Here is a 15290-nt window from a genome sequence, read left to right as displayed (position 1 = left end):
CCAGGCCCAGGGCAGACAGGCCACCGCCACCACAAACCGCCCATGACCGGGGCCTGACCTGGGAAGCCAAGGATGGGGGCATGGGTGTGGAAAGCCGCCTGGAGATGCTTTTGGAAATGGAACCCGAGGCCATGGACCCCGCCTTGGCCGAACAGTTGCTGGACGAGGTGCTGGCGGTATTGCGCCGCCACCTCCCGGTGCAGGCCCTCGAGGCCCGCCTAGAGCGGCGGGACGGCCACGTGCTCCTCCTGGCCGCCGCAAAGCTCGCCCCCTAAGTGTCCGCACACAAAGGTTGCCCCATCGGCCAAGGCCAAAGCGGCGTGCTGATGGCCTCTTTGGGGCCCCCGTCGTGGCGCAAGCCGCGACGGGGTGCTTAAACCCCCAGGGCCCGGGCCAAGAGCCGGTCCCGCAAGGGGGTGGGCAGGAGGCGCAGGAGGAGGGTCTGCCAGGCCCTATCCCGCCTGGCCACCAGGTAGCGGGCCCGGGGACGGGGGCTTTCCAGGGCGCGGAGCACCGCCTCCGCCACCCTTTCCGGGGGAAGTCCCCGCCTCGCGTTCCTCCGGGCCATCCTCCGGGCCACCTCCAGGTAGCGCCCGTAGATCCCTTCCGTGCCGGGGGGAGGCGGGAGCAGGTAGCCCTCCGCCGCCCGTTCCGCGCGCTCCCAGATGGGGGTGGCCACGGAGCCCGGCTCCAAGAGGATCACCTTCACCCCAAAGGGCGTTAGCTCCACCCTTAGGGCGTCGGCCAGGGCCTCGAGGGCGAACTTGCTGGCGGCGTAGGGCCCCAGAAGGGGCAGGGCCACCAGGCCGGAAACCGAGCCCATGAGCACCACCCGCCCCCCGCCCTCCCGCAACAGGGGCAAGAAGGCCCGCACCGTGGCATGCACCCCCAGGACGTTCACCTCCAAAGCTTGTCGGAAGGCGGAAGGGGGCACCAGCTCCAAGGGCCCCGCCACCGCCACCCCTGCGTTGGCCACCAGGCCGAAAAGCCCCCCTCCCCCCAAAGCCTCCCGGGCCCCAAAGAGGTCCTCCTCCCGGGTCACGTCCAGGAGAAGGGGCTCCACCCCCAGGGCCCTTAGGCGCTCAGCGTCCTCCTCCTTCCGCACCCCGCCGTAGACCCGGTACCCCTTGGCAGCAAGGAGCCTGGCCGTGGCCAGGCCGATGCCGCTACCCGCTCCCGTGATGAGCACCCGCCGCATGGAAAAAGCTTAAGGGGCCCCACCTGGGGGCCCCTTGCGGCCTGCCGGGACCTGGCCCCTACTGGGCCACCACGCTCACCTTCACCTGGATGGGCACCTCGGGGTGGGGCTTGTAGGTGAGGACGTACTCCCCCAGCTCCTTGATGGGCCTCTCCAGCCCTAGGCGCTTGGGGTCAATGGTGATGCCGTGCTGGCGGGCGAGGGCCTCAGCGATGTCCTTGGCGGTCACCGAGCCGTAGATCTTGGTCTCCCCCGCCCGCACCGGGATGGTGAGGGTGAGATTCTCCAGGATCTCCTTCAAGCGTTCGGCCTCGGCCTTCCTTTCGGCCAGGCGCTTGGCCTGGGCGCGGATCTTGGCCTGAAGGGCCTTCAGGTTGCTCTCCGTGGCCAAGACCGCCAGGCCCCGGGGCAGGAGGTAGTTCCTGGCATAGCCGGGCTTCACGTTCACCACCTGGCCCACATCGCCCAGGTTCTCCAGGGGTTCCAGCAGGATGACCTTCATGTCCACCCCCTATTTGCGCACCAGCTTCTCCGTGAAGGGAAGAAGCCCGAGAATCCTCGCCCGCTTGATGGTGCGGGCCAGGATGCGCTGCTCCTTGGCGGAAAGCCCCGTGCGGCGACGGGGAAGGATCTTCCCCGTCTCCGACAGGAACCGCTTCAGAACCTCCACGTTGCGGTAGTCCCTAAGGTCAAACTCCCCTAAGCTGGCTTTGACCTTGGCCTTCCTGGAAGGGCGCTTTGGCGCCTCCTTCTTGGGTTTAGCGTTCTTCGTGCTCAAAACGGCAAATCCTCCTCCGGCGGGAAGTCTTCCAGTCCTTCGTCGATGTCCACCCCACCCGTCTGGACAGAGCGCCCTGGCTCCTGGGGCCTGCTTCCGCCGGTCCTTTCAGGCCCACGGGTGGGTTGCTCCAGGCGGAGGGCTTCCACACGGGTCTGGAAGCGTCTCTCCCCGCTGGAGCTCGTCCAGGAGTCGTTCACCAAACGGCCGATGACCAAAAGCCCATCGCCCCGCCTAAGCTCCCCAGCCCACTCGGCCAGGTCGCGCCAGGCCTGAACCTCGATGAAGTGGGTCTTCTCCTCCTCGGCTCCCTGGCCACGGCGGCGCTCGTTCACTGCCAGGCCGAGCCGCACCACCGCCGTCCCCTGGGGGGTGTAGCGCAGATCCGGGTCGCGGGTCAGGTTCCCCATGAGCACCACCTGGTTCAAGGCGCGGCGGAGCCGGGGCTGGCCGCGGGCGTCCTCCAGGGTCTCGCGGCCTCGCCCCTCCAAGGGATCTACGAAGTCCGCCCGGATCTGGATCTCGCTCCGCTTCTCCCCTTCCCGCTCCCACTGGCGGTACTCCAGCCGCCCCTCCACGAAGAGGAGCTGACCCTGCTTCAGCACATCTCCCCACATCTCCGCCTGGCGCCCCAGAAGGCGCACCCGGTGGTACCAGGGGATCTCCCGCTCCTGGCCCATCTCGTCCACCAGGACGTCCTGGCCCGCCAGGTTGAGGTCCAGGATGGCCATGCCCCCCGGGGTGTAGCGCATATCGGGGTGGCCAGTGAGCGTACCGATGAGGAATACACGGTTCAGGCCTCTTGCCATGGAAACAGTCTACGCCTTGGTGAGGAGGGGCTCCTGGGTTTTCACCACCATGACCCGGCGCACGTTGTCGCGTAGGCGAAGCTCCCGGGCCAGGTCGTTCACCCGGTCCTCGGGCATCTCCACCTGGTACCAAAGAAAGTAGCCCTGGGGGTCCTTGGCAATGGGGTAGGCCAGGCGGCGAAGGCCCCACTCCTCCACCTTCTCCACCCGGGCCCCAAAGGCCTCGAGGACCTTGCCAATGATCTCCTTCTCCAGGGCGAGCTGGCTCTGGTCCAGGTTGGGATTCAGGATGACGTTCACCTCGTACTTGCGCATCTCCACCTCCCTTCCGGGCCCGGCAGGCCGCACGAGGAAGGATTATACCCGTTTCGCCCCACAAATAAAAGACCCAGGGGGCCCTAAGGCCCCCACCTGGCTCCGCGGGCAGGACTCGAACCTGCGACCAACCGGTTAACAGCCGGCCGCTCTACCAGCTGAGCTACCGCGGACCGACCGCATTAGGCACTATAGCAGGCCCCCCCCAAGGCGTCAAGAAGCAAGGACCCGGGGAGGCTCCCCGGGTCCGAAGCCCGCGAGCCCTAGAGCTTCTTCAGGGCCTGGGTGAGCTGGGTGAGGACGTTCTGGGCGTCCCCGTAGAGCATGCGGGTGTTGTCGGCGTAGAAGAGCTCATTCTCCACCCCGGCGAAGCCCTTACCCTGGCCGCGCTTGATGACGATCACGTTCTTGGCCTTGTCCACGTCCAGGATGGGCATGCCGTAAAGGGGGCTCCCCGGACGGCGGGCGGCGGGGTTCACCACGTCGTTGGCCCCGATGACCACCGCCACGTCCACGGTGGGGAACTCGGGGTTGATCTCCTCGAGGTCCTTCAGCTTGTCGTAGTCCACCCCGGCCTCCGCCAAAAGCACGTTCATGTGCCCCGGCATCCGCCCCGCCACCGGGTGGATGGCGAACTTCACCTCCACCCCCTTGCTCTCCAAGAGGTCGGCCAGCTCCTTCACCTTGTGCTGGGCCTGGGAGAGGGCCATCCCGTATCCGGGCACGAAGACCACCTTGCTGGCGTAGGCCAGCATCACGGCGGCATCCTCCACGTCGATGGGCTTCAAGGAGCCCCGGACCTCCCCGGCCTCCTGCTCCACGCCGAAACCCCCCATGAGCACGCTCCACACGGAGCGGTTCATGGCCCTGGCCATGAGCACCGTGAGGAGGGTACCCGCCGCCCCCACCAGGGTCCCCGCCACCATGAGGGCGGGGTTGCCGATGGCGAAGCCCTCAAAGCCCACCGCCAGGCCGGTGAGGGCGTTGTAGAGGGAGATGGCCACGGGCATGTCCCCCCCGCCGATGGGCAGGGTCATGAGGATGCCGAAGAGAAGGGCCAGGAGGAAAAAGAGCACGATGCTCAGGGTGGGGTCGTTCCAGAGCAGGGAGAAGCCCAGGAGCACCGTGAAGAGGAGCACCAGGGCGTTCACCACCTTCTGCCCCGGGAAGAGGATGGGGCGGCTTTTCATGATGCCCTGGAGCTTGGCGAAAGCGATGAGGCTACCCGTGAAGGCCACACTACCGATGAGGCCCCCCAGGATGGCCAGGGCCATGAGGCCCGGGTTCTCAAAGGCCCCCTTCAGAAGCTCCACCGCGGCGATGGTGGCGGCCGCACCGCCGCCCATGCCGTTGTAGATGGCCACCATCTGGGGCATGTCGGTCATGGCCACCTTCACCGCCGCCCACCAGGCCACCACCGAGCCCACCACCAGGGCCAGGAGCATCAGGCCGAAGTTGCCCATCCCCGGCCAGAAGAAGGTGGCCACTACCGCCAAGACCATGCCCCATCCCGCCCACACGATACCGCTTTTGGCGGTGGTGGGGTGGGCCATGCGCTTCAGGCCCACGATGAAGAGGATGGCCACCACGAAGTAGGCCGCCTGGATGAGGTCCATCACTGACCACCCCCCTTGCCCGGCTTCTTCTCAAACATCTCCAGCATGCGCACCGTGACCGCATACCCCCCGGCGGCGTTGGCCGCTCCCAGGATCACCCCCAGGAAGCCGATGAGCTTCTCCAAACTGGTTTCCGCGTGGCCCAGGACCACCATGGCCCCCACCACCACCACCCCGTGGATGAAGTTGGACCCCGACATCAGGGGGGTGTGGAGGATGACGGGCACCCGCGTAATGAGCTCGTACCCCAAGAAGGCCGTGAGCACGAAGATGTAAAGGGCAGACCAGAAGCCAAACTCCATCACGCACCTCCCAAGAGGGCCTTGGTGGGCCCGTGCAGGATCTCGCCTTCCTTCATGAGAAGCGCCCCCTGGATGATCTCGTCCTCCCACTTGGGGGCGAACTCGCCCTTTTCCATGAGCAGGCTGGAGAGGTTCAGGAGGTTCTTGGCGTACATCTCTGAGGCGTGGACGGCCAGCTCGCTGGGCAGGTTCAAGGGGCCAAAGATCCGCACCCCCTTCACCTCCACCACCTCCCCCGGCCGGGTGAGGACGCAGTTGCCGCCCGACTCGGCGGCCAGGTCCACCACCACAGTGCCCGGCTTCAGGCGCTCCATCATGTCCTCCGTGAGGAGGATGGGGGCCCGGCGGCCCGGCACCTGGGCGGTGGTGATGATGGCGTCCATCCCCGCCACGTGCTCCCTGAGGGCCTCGTGCTGGATACGCTTTTCCTCCTCGGTGAGCTCGCGGGCGTAGCCGCCCTCCCCTTCTGCGCTGATGGGGAGCTCAATGGGCTTGGCCCCCAGGGAGAGGGCCTGCTCCACCGCTGCCTTGCGCACGTCGTAGGCGAAGACCTGGGCCCCCAGGCGCTTGGCGGTGGCGATGGCCATGAGGCCCGCCACCCCCACCCCCATGACCATCACTTTGGCGGGGCGGATGGTGCCCGCGGCGGTGGTGAGCATGGGGAAGAACCGGGGGGAAAGCCTAGCCGCATGCAGGGCGGCCAGGTACCCCGCCACCGTGGCCTGGCTGGAGAGGGCGTCCATGCTCTGGGCCCGGGTGATGCGGGGGATGAGCTCCATGGCGATGACCGTGGCCTTCTTGGCGGCCAGGGCCTTCACCAGGTCCAGGTTTTTGTGGGCCTGGACAAAGCCCACCACGATGGCCCCAGGCTCGAGGGCCCCGATCAGGTCCTCAGGAGACGGCTGGACGGTGAAGAGGAGATTGGCTCCCTTTAGGAGCGCACCTCGCTCCACCACTTCCGCCCCCGCCTCGAGGTAGGCGGCGTCGGGGTAGTAGGCGCCTTCCCCGGCACCCTTTTCCACCCGCACCCTGGCCCCCTGCTTCACCAGGCGGGCCACCACCTCGGGCACCAGGGCTACCCTTCTTTCCCCAGGAGCCCTTTCCTTTGGAACCGCAACGGTCACCATAGGACCTCCTTCCGGGCCAGTATACCAACCCCGGTATGGGCATTTGCCCCATGGGCAAGCGCTGACCTACTGGTCAGAGGCCTGGAGCTTATGAAAGAATGCCCCCATGCGGCCCTCCGGGCTCAAGATCGCCTCCGTAGTGCTCCTGGGCATCTTCGCCATCAGCTTTGGCAGCATCCTAGTGCGCCTGGCCCTGGCGGCCTCCGGCGACTCGAGCCTCGCCTTCAGCCTGGTGATGAGCGCCGGGCGCATGGGTCTGGCCGCCCTGCTTCTGGCCCCTGGCTGGCGTACCCTCCCCCGAAGCCGGGCAGGCCTTCCCTACGCCTTGGCCGCCGGAGGGTTTTTGGCCCTTCACTTCGCCTTCTGGATCACCTCCCTCTCCTACACCTCGGTGGCGGCCAGCACCGCCTTGGTCACCACCAACCCGGTGTGGGTCACCCTCTTCGGCTGGCTCTTCTTCAAAGAAATCCCTTCCGGCCTCACCCTCTTGGGGGTGGGGATAGCCCTCTTGGGAGGGCTTTTGATCGGACTCGGGGACGCCCAAGGGGGGTCAGGAAGCAACCCCCTCCTGGGGGATATCCTGGCCCTCCTAGGGGCTGTGGCCGCATCCCTCTACTTCCTCCTGGGCCGGGAAGCCCAAAGGCGGGGCCTCTCCATCCTGGAGTACGTGCGCCTGGCCTACACCGCTGCGGCCCTCCTTCTCCTTCCCCTGCCCTACCTCTTCGGTGGGGGCTACGGAGGCTATCCCCTGGCGGTCTACGGCTACATCCTCCTCATGGCCCTTCTGCCCCAGCTGGTAGGCCACACCAGCTTCAACTGGGCCACCCGGCACATCCCCCCGGTCCTGGTCACCCTAGCCATCCTCTTTGAGCCGGTGGGGGCGAGCCTCCTGGCCTTCCTCCTCTTCGGGGAGCTTCCTGGGGTTCAGGTCCTCCTGGGGGCCCTGGTCCTCCTCCTGGGGGTGGGGCTAGCGGTGGTGGGAGGTCGGCGGTGATCTACGTGGCCTTGGCCGCTTTGCTTTGGGGCCTGGGCGGGGCCCTGGCGGGCCGGTTCATGGAGGCCATCCCCCCTTCGGTCCTCATCCCCTTGCGCTTCCTCCTGAGCTTCCTCCTCCTCCTGCCCCTGGTGTTGCGCTTTCCCCCCAGCGCCCGCGAGCGCCCGCGGCTTCTTTGGGTGGGGTTCGCCCTCTCGGGGGCCCAGGCCTTCTACTACCTGGCCATCCACGCCACCACGGTGGCCACGGGCATCTTCCTTCAGTACCTGGCCCCGCCCCTCCTGACCCTGTACGCCTTGGTGCGGGGCGAAAGGCTACCTCTGAGAGCCCTCCTTGGCGTGGCCCTGGCCCTCCTGGGGGCCTACGCGCTGGTGGTGGGACCCGGAGGCCTGGTGGGAGGTCCCTTGGGGGTGGGCTACGGCCTCCTCTCCGCGGTGTCCTTCGCCCTGTACGCGGCCCTCTCCTACGGGCTCAAAACCCCGCCCCTGGTGAGCCTGGGGGTGGCCACGGGGGTGGGGAGCCTCCTCTCCCTGCCGGTGCTCCTCCTGCACCTGCCCCAGGTGCTGGCCCTGGACCTGGAAGGCTGGGGCGCGGTGGCCTACCTGGTGGTCTTCGGCACGGTGGTGCCCTTTGGGCTTTTCCTCCTGGGGGTGCGCACCTTTCCCGCCCGCCAGGCCACCTTGGTGGCCATGCTGGAACCGGTGGCGGGAGCGGTCTTCGCCTGGCCCCTGGCGGGGCAGCCCTTGCGGTTGGAGGCCCTCCTGGGCGGTGGCCTGATCCTCCTGGGCGTGGCCCTGAACCGGAGGTGATATGGCGGCGCGCGTGTTTTTCCTCTTCACCCTGGGCTATTTCCTCTCCTACTTCTACCGCTCGGCCAACGCGGTGCTTTCCAAGGACCTCTCCCAAGACTTAGGCCTGGGCCCGGCGGAACTCGGCTTCATGACCAGCCTCTTCTACCTGGCCTTCGCCGCGGTGCAGCTCCCCTTGGGAAGCCTCCTGGACCGCTACGGCCCCCGGACCGTCACCCCGGCCCTCCTCCTCGTGGCCGCCTCCGGCAGCCTGGTCTTCGCCCTGGCGCCGAGCTTCCCCGTCCTGGCCCTGGGCCGGGCCCTGATCGGGGTGGGAATGGCCGCCGCCCTCATGGGGGCGCTGAAGGCCTTCAGCCTGTGGTTTCCCAAGGGCTACGCCACGGTCTCCACCCTGCTGGTGGGCCTGGGGGCCACAGGGGGGCTTTTGGCGGCCACCCCCCTGGCCCTCATGAAGGAGGCCATGGGCTGGCGGGGGGTCTTCCTCCTGGGGGCCGGGGTGGTGGTGCTGGTGGCCCTGCTCCTCTACCTGGGGGTGCGGAACACCCCCCCTGGGGTTCCCTGGCCCCGGGGGGAAGGAGGCGGGGGGCTGAGGGAGGTCCTGGGCAACCCCAGGCTCCTGCGGGTGGCCTTTTTGGCCTTGGCCTTTGCGGGAAGCTTCCTGGCCCTGCAGACCCTCTGGGCCGGGGCCTACGCCTACCACCTGGGCCTTTCGGCGGTGGCGGTGGGGAACCTCCTCCTCCTCTACTCGGGGACGGCGGTCTTGGGCTTCCTTCTCTCCGGATACCTGGCCGACCGCTTCGGCACCGCCCGGGTCCTGGTCCTCTCCGCCCTCCTCTTCGCCCTGGGCCTGATCCTCCTCCTCCTCGGGTTCCTCCTCCCCGCCTACCTTCTCCTCGGGTTCTTCGGGGCCTTCAACATCCTCACCCTCACCCAGGCCCGGGAGCTGGTGCCCCCCCACCTGGTGGGCCGGGGCACCACCTTGGTGAACCTCTTCGGCATCGGGGGTACCTTCCTCCTGCAGTGGGGGGTGGGGGTGGCGGTGGGGGCCTTGGGGTACGGGTGGGCCTTCGGCGGGCTTCTGGGGCTCCTTCTCCTGGCGCTTACCCTCTACCTGCCCCTGCTTCGCTCCAGGTGGTAAACTCCCTCCATGCTAGCCCAGGTCAGAAGCTACACCCTCTTCGGCCTGGACGCAGTTCCCGTCACCGTGGAAGTAGATGTCAGCCCCGGGCTTCCCAGCTACGCCCTGGTGGGCTTGCCGGACAAGGCGGTGGAGGAAAGCCGGGAAAGGGTAAGGGCCGCCCTCAAAAACGCGGGCTTCCCCTACCCCCAGGCCCGGGTGGTGGTGAACCTGGCCCCGGCGGAGCTCCGCAAGGAGGGGAGCCACTTTGACCTGCCCATCGCCCTGGGGCTCCTGGCGGCCCAAGGGGTGGTGCCCTTGGAAAGCCTTTCCGGCCTGGCGGTGGCGGGGGAGCTGGGGCTGGACGGAGCCCTTCGCCCGGTGCCCGGGGCGGTGAACCTGGCCCTGGGGGCCTTGGCCGAGGGGAAAAAGCTTCTCCTTCCCATGGAAAGCGCCAAGGAGGCCGCCCTGGTGGAGGGGGTGGAGGTCTGGGGGGCGGAAAGCCTCCTCCAGGCGGTGGCCTACCTCAAGGGGGAAGAAACCCCCCAGAGGGCCGAGCCGGAGGACCCCGCGGTCCTCCTCGAGGCCCTGGACCTCCGGGACGTGAAGGGCCAGGCCAAGGCCAAACGCGCCTTAGAGATCGCCGCCGCAGGCTACCACCACCTCCTCATGGTGGGAAGCCCGGGCTCAGGGAAGACCATGCTGGCCAGGCGCCTCCCCTTCCTCCTGCCCCCCCTCTCCCAAGAGGCCGCCCTCGAGGTGAGCCGCATCCACTCCGCCGCAGGCCAAGCCCTGAAGGGCCTCCTCCGCACCCCCCCTTTCCGCGCCCCCCACCACACGGTGAGCTACGCGGGCCTCATCGGGGGCGGGGCCATCCCCAAGCCGGGGGAGGTTTCCCTGGCCCACCGGGGGGTGCTCTTCCTGGACGAGTTCCCCGAGTTCTCCCGGGACGCCCTGGAAGCCCTGCGCCAGCCCCTGGAGGACGGGGTGGTGACCGTGGCCCGGGCCAAGGCCAGCCTCACCTTTCCCGCCCGCTTCCTCCTGGTGGCGGCCATGAACCCCTGCCCCTGCGGCTGGTACGGGGATCCCGAAAGGGCCTGCACCTGCACCCCCGCAAGCCGCCAGCGCTACGTGGGCAAGATCTCCGGGCCCCTTCTGGACCGGTTTGACCTGGTGGTGGAGGTACCCCGCCTCACCCCCGCCGAGCTCGCCCGCGCCCCCGAGGGGGAAAGCACCGAGGTGGTGCGGGAACGGGTCTTGAGAGCCCGGGAAAGGATGCTCGCCCGGCAGGGGCGGCCCAACGGGGAGCTTGCGGGCAAGGCCCTGCGCGAGCACGTGCGCCTCACCCCTGGAGCCGAGGCCCTCCTTCAGGCCGCCGCCAAGAAGATGCTCCTTTCCGCCCGAAGCTACGACCGCCTCCTGCGGGTGGCCCGCACCGTGGCCGACCTCATGGCCTCCGAGCGGGTGGAAGAGACCCACGTGGCTGAGGCCTTGAGCTACCGCAAAACCCTTTAGCCCGCCTGGCTGGCCAGCCAGGGGATGAGGGCCTCCGCCGCCTGGGGGTTGGTGGCCAGGGGCACCCCGTGCACGTTGCACACCCGCATGAGGGCCTGCACGTCGGGCTCGTGGGGCTTAGGGGTGAGGGGATCCTGGAAGAAGAGCACGCAAAGCACCTTTCCCTCAGCTACCTTGGACCCGATCTGCATATCTCCTCCCAGGGGACCGGAAAGAACCTGCTCCACCTCGAGGCCGGTGGCCTCCTGGATACGTTTCCCCGTGGTGCCCGTGGCCAAAAGGGGAAAGCGGGAAAGAAGCTCCCGGTGCCGTTGGCAAAAGGCCACCATCTCCTCCTTCTTGGCATCGTGGGCGATGAGGGCCAGGGCCTTCATGGGGGCATTGTAAGCTTTGGCCATGGACTACGCGCCCGACCTGGAGTTTTTAGAAAAGCTCCTTTTGGCTGCCGGGCCCTCGGGCTTTGAGGAGGAGGCCACCGGGGTCTTCCTGGAGAAGGCGGCGGGGTTCGCCCAGGCAGAGCGGGACCGCCACGGCAACGCCTACGCCCGCCTCAACCCAGGGGGCAGGCCCAAGGTCCTCCTCCTGGGGCACGCGGACGAGATCGGGGTCATCGTGAGCCACGTGGAGGAGAAGGGCTTTTTGCGCCTGAAGCCCCTGGGGGGCTGGGACCCGCAGGTGCTGGTGGGCCAGCGCCTGCGCTTTTTGGGGAAGCGGGGGCACGTGCTGGGGGTGGTGGGCCGGAAGGCGGTCCACGTCCTGAAGGAGGAGGAGCGCAAGAAGGCGGTGGAGCTTGAGGACCTCTTCGCCGACATCGGGGCGGGAAGCCGGGAGGAGGCCTTAGCCCACCTCGAGGTGGGGGCGGTGGGCGTCTTGGACCAGCCCCCCCAGTGGCTTCTGGGGGAGCGCCTGGTGTCCAAGGCCCTGGACAACCGCCTGGGGGCCTTCGTGGTCCTCGAGGCCCTCCGCCTGGTGGCGGGGAAGACCGAGGCGGAGGTGGTGGCGGTGGCCACGGTGCAGGAGGAGATCGGGGCTTTTGGCGCCCGCACCGCCGCCTTCCGCGAGGCCCCGGACCTGGCCCTGGTGGTGGACGTGCACCACGACAGCGCCGCCCCCGGCATGGATAAAGCCCGGGTGGGGGAGGCGGAGCTGGGCCGGGGCGTGGTGCTGGACGTGGGGCCCTTCGTGGACCGGGAGGTCCTGAAGGGCCTGCGGCAGGCGGCGGAAGCAGAGGGGATCCCTTACGTCCTGAACGCCCACGGGCGGTGGTCCGGCACCGACGCCGACGAGGTGGCCAAGGTGCGGGAGGGCATCCCCACGGGCATCGTTTCCATCCCCTTGCGCTACATGCACTCCCCGGTGGAGATGGTGGACTTCCGCGACGTGGAGCGGGCGGTGCGGCTTCTCGCCGCCTACATCCTGCGCCTCTAGGGAGGACCCATGGAAACGCCCCTCACCTTCAAGGAAGCCCAAAAGGAGGTGGACGCCTGGATCAGCCAGTTTAAGGAGGGGTACTTCCCACCCCTCCTCATGCTGGCCCGCCTCACCGAGGAGCTCGGGGAGGTGGCCCGGGTTCTGGCCCACCGCCACGGCAAACGGCCCAAGCCGGGGGAGGCGGAAGGGGATCTGGCGGAGGAGCTCGCCGACCTCCTCTTCGTCCTCATTTCCCTGGCCAACCGGGAAGGTATAGACCTGGAAACGGCCTTCCGGAAGGCCATGGCCAAGTACCGGGAGCGGGACAAGGAGCGCTGGAGCAGGAAGTAGAATGGCCCCGTGGAACCCACACTTCTGGAGGCCCAGGGGCTCAGGAAGCGCTTCGGGGCCCTCGAGGCCGTCCGGGGCGTAAGCCTGGCGCTTCGCCCGGGGGAGGTGCTGGCCTTCTTGGGCAAGAACGGGGCTGGCAAGACCACCCCGGTGAAGATGCTCTCCGGCCTCCTCCTGCCCTTGGCACCGGGAGCGGCGCTGGCCCGCAGGATGCTGGCGGAAGGGGCCCCCCTTGACCCTGCCCCCCTTTTCCTTAGCTTCCTGAACGGCCTCGTCTACCTGGGGGCGGGGCTTTTCCTCTTCCGCCGCGCGGTGCGCCTGGCCAAGCGGCGCGGGCTCCTCCATGGCTACTAAGGCCCTGCTTCTGGCCCTGGGGCCCGCTTTAGCCCTGGGCTTGGGACGCTTCGCCTATGCCCTGGTCCTGCCCCTCATGCAGGGGGCCTGGGGCCTTTCCTACGCCGAGGCGGGCCTTTTGGGTAGCGCCAACACCCTGGGCTACCTCCTGGGAGCCTTCCTCAGCCACCGCCTCCTGGAGAGGACAGGCTACCGCCGGGGCTTCTTTCTGGCCCTCCTCCTTCAGGGAGCGGTACTGGCCCTCACCGGGTCCGGGGGGTTTCCCTGGGTGTTCGCCCTCAGGCTTTTCCAGGGCTTCCTGGGCGCCCTGGTCTTCGTGGGCGGGGCCGCCCTCCTCATGACCCTAGGGGGCTCGGGCCGGGCCCTGGGGGTCTACTACGGGGGCGTGGGGGTGGGGCTTCTCCTGGCCCCCTGGATCCTCCTGGGCGTGGGGAGCCCGGAAGCCGCCTGGGCCCGGCTAGGGGTTTTCAGCCTGCTCCTGGGCCTTCCGGTCCTCCACACTTGGCCCCTCTTGCGGGAACCCCCGCCCCCGGCTCGGGGGGAAGGGGGCCTGGGGCCCATCCTCCCCCTCCTCCTGGCCTATGGCCTCTATGGGGCGGGGTACATCGGCTACATGACCTTCGTGGCGGCCGCCGTGGGGGAAGCCCTCCTCCTCTTCACCCTCCTGGGCGTAGGGGCCCTCCTCACCGGACCCCTTTGGGGTCCCTGGGTGGAGCGGGTGGGGGGAAGGCGGGGGCTTTTCCACGTGCTTCTGGTCCTCTTCCTGGGGAGCCTACCCCCTTTAGCCCAAAGCCTTCCTGCCCTCAGCGCCTTCCTCTTCGGCCTCTCCTTTTTAGGCGTCATCACCGCCCTCACCCAGGCCTTCCGCGCCCTCCTGCCCCCTTCCGCCTGGCCCAGGGCCATGGGGCTTTCCACCGCAGCCTTCGCCTTGGGGCAAGCGATGGGGCCGACGGCGGCAGGCTTCTTTGCGGAAGTAGCGGGCACAGGGGAGGGGGCCCTCTGGGTGGCCAGCGTCCTCCTCCTCCTGGCCCTCCTGCCCGTCCTGCCCCGTCAGAGGCCGTAAAGGGCCCGGTACTTCGCCTCCAGGTAGGCCAAAAAGGGCTGGGCGCTGGGGGGCGTGCCGGTCACCCGCTCCACCAGGGCCCTAGGCCGGAGGCGGCTCCCCTCGGCGTGGATCTTCCTCCGGCTCCAGTCCAAAAAGGGCCGGAACTCCCCCTGGCGGAAAAGGCCCTCGAGGTCCCCAAGCTCCTCCTGGGCCTTCCGGAAGAACTGGGCGGCGTAGAGGTTCCCCAGGGTGTAGGTGGGGAAGTAGCCGAAAAGCCCCCCGGACCAATGCACGTCCTGCATCACCCCGTCTTTGTAGTCCTTGGGGGCCACCCCCAGGTAGGCCCGGTACTTTTCCGCCCAGGCCCCGGGCAGGTCCTCCAGGGCGAGCTCCCCGCGGAAGAGGGCCAGCTCCAGCTCCAGGCGCACCAGGATGTGGAGGTTATAAGTGACCTCGTCGGCCTCCACCCGGATCAGGGAGGGCTCCACAGCGTTCACCGCCCGGTGAAAGTCCTCCAGGGCCACGTCCTGGAGGCTGGGGAAGAGCTCCTTGGCCCGGGGGAAGAAGCGTTCCCAGAAGCCCAGGGAGCGGCCCACCAGGTTCTCCCAGGTGCGGCTTTGCGACTCGTGCACCCCCAAGGAGACCGCCTCCCCCCTTGGGGTCCCCCAGTGCTCCTTGGGCAGGCCCTGCTCGTAGAGGGCGTGGCCCATCTCGTGCAGGGTGCCGAAGATACCGGCGTTGAAGAAGTCCTCAAAGTAGCGGGTGGTGATGCGCACGTCCCCGGGCCCGATGGAGATTTCAAAGGGATGGGCAGTGGGGTCCAGGCGACCCCCTTCTAGGTCGTAGCCGCAAGCCTGCAGGAGCTCCAGAGCAAAGGCCCGTTGCGCCTCTTTGGGATAGGAGCGGTGCAGGAAAGCGGTGTCGGGCCGCCTGCCGCTTCCCAGGATGCGGTCCAAGAGGCCCTGGAGGCCCTCCTTCAGCTCGGCGAAGAGGGGCACCAGTTCCGCCGCCCGCATCCCCGGCTCGTACCCATCCAGGAGGGCGTCGTAGAGCTCCCCGTAGGGCGGGTCCCCCGGAGCCACGGGGAGGGAGAAGAGGATCTCCGCCTTCTCCTTGGTGAGGGCAAAGATGCGCTTCAGGTAGGGCAGGAAGCCCCGCCAGTCGTCCTTGGGGCGGGCCTCTTCCCAATAGCTTTCCCCCTCGCTCTGAGCCTGGGCCAGCTCCACCATAAGGCGCTCGGGGATGGCCCGGGCCCGCTCGTAGGCCTGCCGCCACTCCCGCACGTTCACCGCGGCGTCGGAAAGGGGGTCTTGCACCAGGGGGGAGCCCTCCACCGCCGCAAGCCACTCCCCGATCCTGGGGTCGGTGGCCCGCTGGTGGAGAAGCCGGGCCAGGGCGGCCATCTGCCTCGCCCGGTGCTCGTGCCCCTTCCTGGGGATCATGGTGCGCTGGTCCCATGCGGCCAAAGCGCCCAAAGAGGCCAGGTAAGCCGTTTCCCTTTGAAACTCCAAAAGGTGCTGATAGGCGGTTTCCGGCGTCACGGGGGCATC

19 protein-coding genes and 1 tRNA gene are annotated in these 15290 nt (G+C 68.4%); 9 read left to right on the top strand and 11 right to left on the bottom strand.

Annotation, left to right across the window (positions count from 1 at the left end; translation table 11 throughout):
- The first annotated feature begins 80 nt into the window (after nt 1–80).
- Complete coding sequence (locus tag L1087_RS09825; RefSeq protein WP_038040563.1) at nt 81–275, top strand: hypothetical protein; 195 nt, start codon at nt 81–83, stop codon at nt 273–275.
- 98 nt (nt 276–373) lie between these two features.
- Here L1087_RS09825 and L1087_RS09820 read toward each other — a convergent pair whose 3' ends face one another.
- The 9 genes from L1087_RS09820 to L1087_RS09780 all read right to left on the bottom strand — a co-directional run bounded on the left by L1087_RS09820 (nt 374) and on the right by L1087_RS09780 (nt 6145).
- On the bottom strand, nt 374–1198 hold the full coding sequence (locus tag L1087_RS09820; RefSeq protein ID WP_234558721.1) for an SDR family NAD(P)-dependent oxidoreductase: 825 nt from the start codon (nt 1196–1198) through the stop codon (nt 374–376).
- Between the two features lie 58 nt (nt 1199–1256).
- The gene (rplI, locus tag L1087_RS09815; RefSeq protein WP_038040571.1) at nt 1257–1700 is read right to left on the bottom strand and encodes a 50S ribosomal protein L9; all 444 of its coding nucleotides are present in this window, start codon (nt 1698–1700) and stop codon (nt 1257–1259) included.
- Nucleotides 1701–1709: 9 nt separating this feature from the next.
- On the bottom strand, nt 1710–1976 hold the full coding sequence (gene rpsR / locus L1087_RS09810; RefSeq protein WP_038040573.1) for a 30S ribosomal protein S18: 267 nt from the start codon (nt 1974–1976) through the stop codon (nt 1710–1712).
- Nucleotides 1973–2785 carry a single-stranded DNA-binding protein gene (locus L1087_RS09805; RefSeq protein ID WP_038040575.1) on the bottom strand — a complete coding sequence of 271 codons (813 nt, stop codon included), beginning with the start codon at nt 2783–2785 and terminating at the stop codon, nt 1973–1975. Before L1087_RS09805 ends, rpsR begins: the two co-directional genes overlap by 4 nt.
- A 9-nt stretch (nt 2786–2794) precedes the next feature.
- Entirely contained in the window at nt 2795–3100 is a 306-nt protein-coding gene (gene rpsF / locus L1087_RS09800) for a 30S ribosomal protein S6 (protein WP_135260584.1), read from the bottom strand.
- 97 nt (nt 3101–3197) lie between these two features.
- Nucleotides 3198–3273: transfer RNA gene (locus L1087_RS09795), tRNA-Asn, on the bottom strand.
- 90 nt (nt 3274–3363) lie between these two features.
- Entirely contained in the window at nt 3364–4716 is a 1353-nt protein-coding gene (locus L1087_RS09790; RefSeq protein WP_234558719.1) for an NAD(P)(+) transhydrogenase (Re/Si-specific) subunit beta, read from the bottom strand.
- Nucleotides 4716–5018, bottom strand: coding sequence for a proton-translocating transhydrogenase family protein (locus L1087_RS09785; protein WP_038040591.1), 303 nt, complete (start codon nt 5016–5018; stop codon nt 4716–4718). Before L1087_RS09785 ends, L1087_RS09790 begins: the two co-directional genes overlap by 1 nt.
- The gene (locus L1087_RS09780; RefSeq protein ID WP_234558717.1) at nt 5018–6145 is read right to left on the bottom strand and encodes an NAD(P) transhydrogenase subunit alpha; all 1128 of its coding nucleotides are present in this window, start codon (nt 6143–6145) and stop codon (nt 5018–5020) included. The genes L1087_RS09785 and L1087_RS09780 overlap by 1 nt, the downstream gene beginning before the upstream one ends.
- Before the next feature lie 106 nt (nt 6146–6251).
- Between L1087_RS09780 and L1087_RS09775 the strand changes: the two genes are divergently transcribed.
- The 4 genes from L1087_RS09775 to L1087_RS09760 are packed head-to-tail and all read left to right on the top strand — an operon-like array spanning nt 6252 to nt 10580.
- Nucleotides 6252–7139, top strand: coding sequence for a DMT family transporter (locus tag L1087_RS09775; RefSeq protein ID WP_234558716.1), 888 nt, complete (start codon nt 6252–6254; stop codon nt 7137–7139).
- Nucleotides 7136–7948, top strand: a complete 813-nt coding sequence (locus L1087_RS09770) for an EamA family transporter (protein ID WP_234558715.1) — start codon at nt 7136–7138, stop codon at nt 7946–7948. The genes L1087_RS09775 and L1087_RS09770 overlap by 4 nt, the downstream gene beginning before the upstream one ends.
- A 1-nt stretch (nt 7949) precedes the next feature.
- Nucleotides 7950–9086, top strand: coding sequence for an MFS transporter (locus L1087_RS09765; RefSeq protein WP_234558714.1), 1137 nt, complete (start codon nt 7950–7952; stop codon nt 9084–9086).
- A gap of 9 nt (nt 9087–9095) precedes the next feature.
- The gene (locus L1087_RS09760) at nt 9096–10580 is read left to right on the top strand and encodes a YifB family Mg chelatase-like AAA ATPase (RefSeq protein ID WP_234558713.1); all 1485 of its coding nucleotides are present in this window, start codon (nt 9096–9098) and stop codon (nt 10578–10580) included.
- On the opposite strand, the gene mgsA is transcribed toward L1087_RS09760, so the two are convergent.
- The gene (gene mgsA / locus L1087_RS09755) at nt 10577–10954 is read right to left on the bottom strand and encodes a methylglyoxal synthase (RefSeq protein ID WP_234558712.1); all 378 of its coding nucleotides are present in this window, start codon (nt 10952–10954) and stop codon (nt 10577–10579) included. The genes L1087_RS09760 and mgsA overlap by 4 nt on opposite strands.
- A gap of 22 nt (nt 10955–10976) precedes the next feature.
- On the opposite strand from mgsA, the gene L1087_RS09750 reads away from it, so the two are divergent.
- Genes L1087_RS09750 through L1087_RS09735 form a run of 4 tightly spaced genes read left to right on the top strand, consistent with a single transcriptional unit; the run spans nt 10977 to nt 13758 of the window.
- Nucleotides 10977–12008, top strand: coding sequence for a M42 family metallopeptidase (locus L1087_RS09750; RefSeq protein ID WP_135343788.1), 1032 nt, complete (start codon nt 10977–10979; stop codon nt 12006–12008).
- A gap of 9 nt (nt 12009–12017) precedes the next feature.
- A complete protein-coding gene (locus L1087_RS09745; RefSeq protein WP_038040604.1) occupies nt 12018–12341 on the top strand; it encodes a nucleotide pyrophosphohydrolase in 324 nt (107 codons plus the stop codon).
- Nucleotides 12342–12350: 9 nt separating this feature from the next.
- Nucleotides 12351–12695, top strand: coding sequence for an ATP-binding cassette domain-containing protein (locus L1087_RS13405; protein WP_386082805.1), 345 nt, complete (start codon nt 12351–12353; stop codon nt 12693–12695).
- Complete coding sequence (locus L1087_RS09735) at nt 12685–13758, top strand: YbfB/YjiJ family MFS transporter (protein WP_234558711.1); 1074 nt, start codon at nt 12685–12687, stop codon at nt 13756–13758. Before L1087_RS13405 ends, L1087_RS09735 begins: the two co-directional genes overlap by 11 nt.
- Here the strand turns inward: L1087_RS09735 and L1087_RS09730 are convergent.
- Nucleotides 13746–15281: a carboxypeptidase M32 gene (locus L1087_RS09730; protein WP_234558710.1), complete on the bottom strand. Its 1536-nt coding sequence runs from the start codon at nt 15279–15281 to the stop codon at nt 13746–13748. The two genes, L1087_RS09735 and L1087_RS09730, sit on opposite strands and share 13 nt — an antisense overlap.
- Between the last annotated feature and the right edge of the window lie 9 nt (nt 15282–15290).

It is taken from the genome of Thermus tengchongensis (genome assembly GCF_021462405.1).
Taxonomy (GTDB): Bacteria; Deinococcota; Deinococci; order Deinococcales; family Thermaceae; genus Thermus; species Thermus tengchongensis.
Note: the sequence above shows the minus strand (reverse complement) of the source record. Positions and strands in the feature narration are given on the sequence as shown.

Excerpts from the sequence above, each read along its gene's own strand:
- L1087_RS09825 (WP_038040563.1), top strand. The coding sequence starts at position 81 with ATGGGTGTGGAAAGCCGCCTGGAGATGCTTTTGGAAATGGAACCCGAG.
- L1087_RS09820 (WP_234558721.1), bottom strand. The coding sequence starts at position 1,198 with ATGCGGCGGGTGCTCATCACGGGAGCGGGTAGCGGCATCGGCCTGGCC.
- rplI (WP_038040571.1), bottom strand. The coding sequence starts at position 1,700 with ATGAAGGTCATCCTGCTGGAACCCCTGGAGAACCTGGGCGATGTGGGC.
- L1087_RS09805 (WP_038040575.1), bottom strand. The coding sequence starts at position 2,785 with ATGGCAAGAGGCCTGAACCGTGTATTCCTCATCGGTACGCTCACTGGC.
- rpsF (WP_135260584.1), bottom strand. The coding sequence starts at position 3,100 with ATGCGCAAGTACGAGGTGAACGTCATCCTGAATCCCAACCTGGACCAG.
- L1087_RS09790 (WP_234558719.1), bottom strand. The coding sequence starts at position 4,716 with ATGGACCTCATCCAGGCGGCCTACTTCGTGGTGGCCATCCTCTTCATC.
- L1087_RS09785 (WP_038040591.1), bottom strand. The coding sequence starts at position 5,018 with ATGGAGTTTGGCTTCTGGTCTGCCCTTTACATCTTCGTGCTCACGGCC.
- L1087_RS09780 (WP_234558717.1), bottom strand. The coding sequence starts at position 6,145 with ATGGTGACCGTTGCGGTTCCAAAGGAAAGGGCTCCTGGGGAAAGAAGG.
- L1087_RS09775 (WP_234558716.1), top strand. The coding sequence starts at position 6,252 with ATGCGGCCCTCCGGGCTCAAGATCGCCTCCGTAGTGCTCCTGGGCATC.
- L1087_RS09765 (WP_234558714.1), top strand. The coding sequence starts at position 7,950 with ATGGCGGCGCGCGTGTTTTTCCTCTTCACCCTGGGCTATTTCCTCTCC.
- L1087_RS09760 (WP_234558713.1), top strand. The coding sequence starts at position 9,096 with ATGCTAGCCCAGGTCAGAAGCTACACCCTCTTCGGCCTGGACGCAGTT.
- mgsA (WP_234558712.1), bottom strand. The coding sequence starts at position 10,954 with ATGAAGGCCCTGGCCCTCATCGCCCACGATGCCAAGAAGGAGGAGATG.
- L1087_RS09750 (WP_135343788.1), top strand. The coding sequence starts at position 10,977 with ATGGACTACGCGCCCGACCTGGAGTTTTTAGAAAAGCTCCTTTTGGCT.
- L1087_RS09745 (WP_038040604.1), top strand. The coding sequence starts at position 12,018 with ATGGAAACGCCCCTCACCTTCAAGGAAGCCCAAAAGGAGGTGGACGCC.
- L1087_RS09735 (WP_234558711.1), top strand. The coding sequence starts at position 12,685 with ATGGCTACTAAGGCCCTGCTTCTGGCCCTGGGGCCCGCTTTAGCCCTG.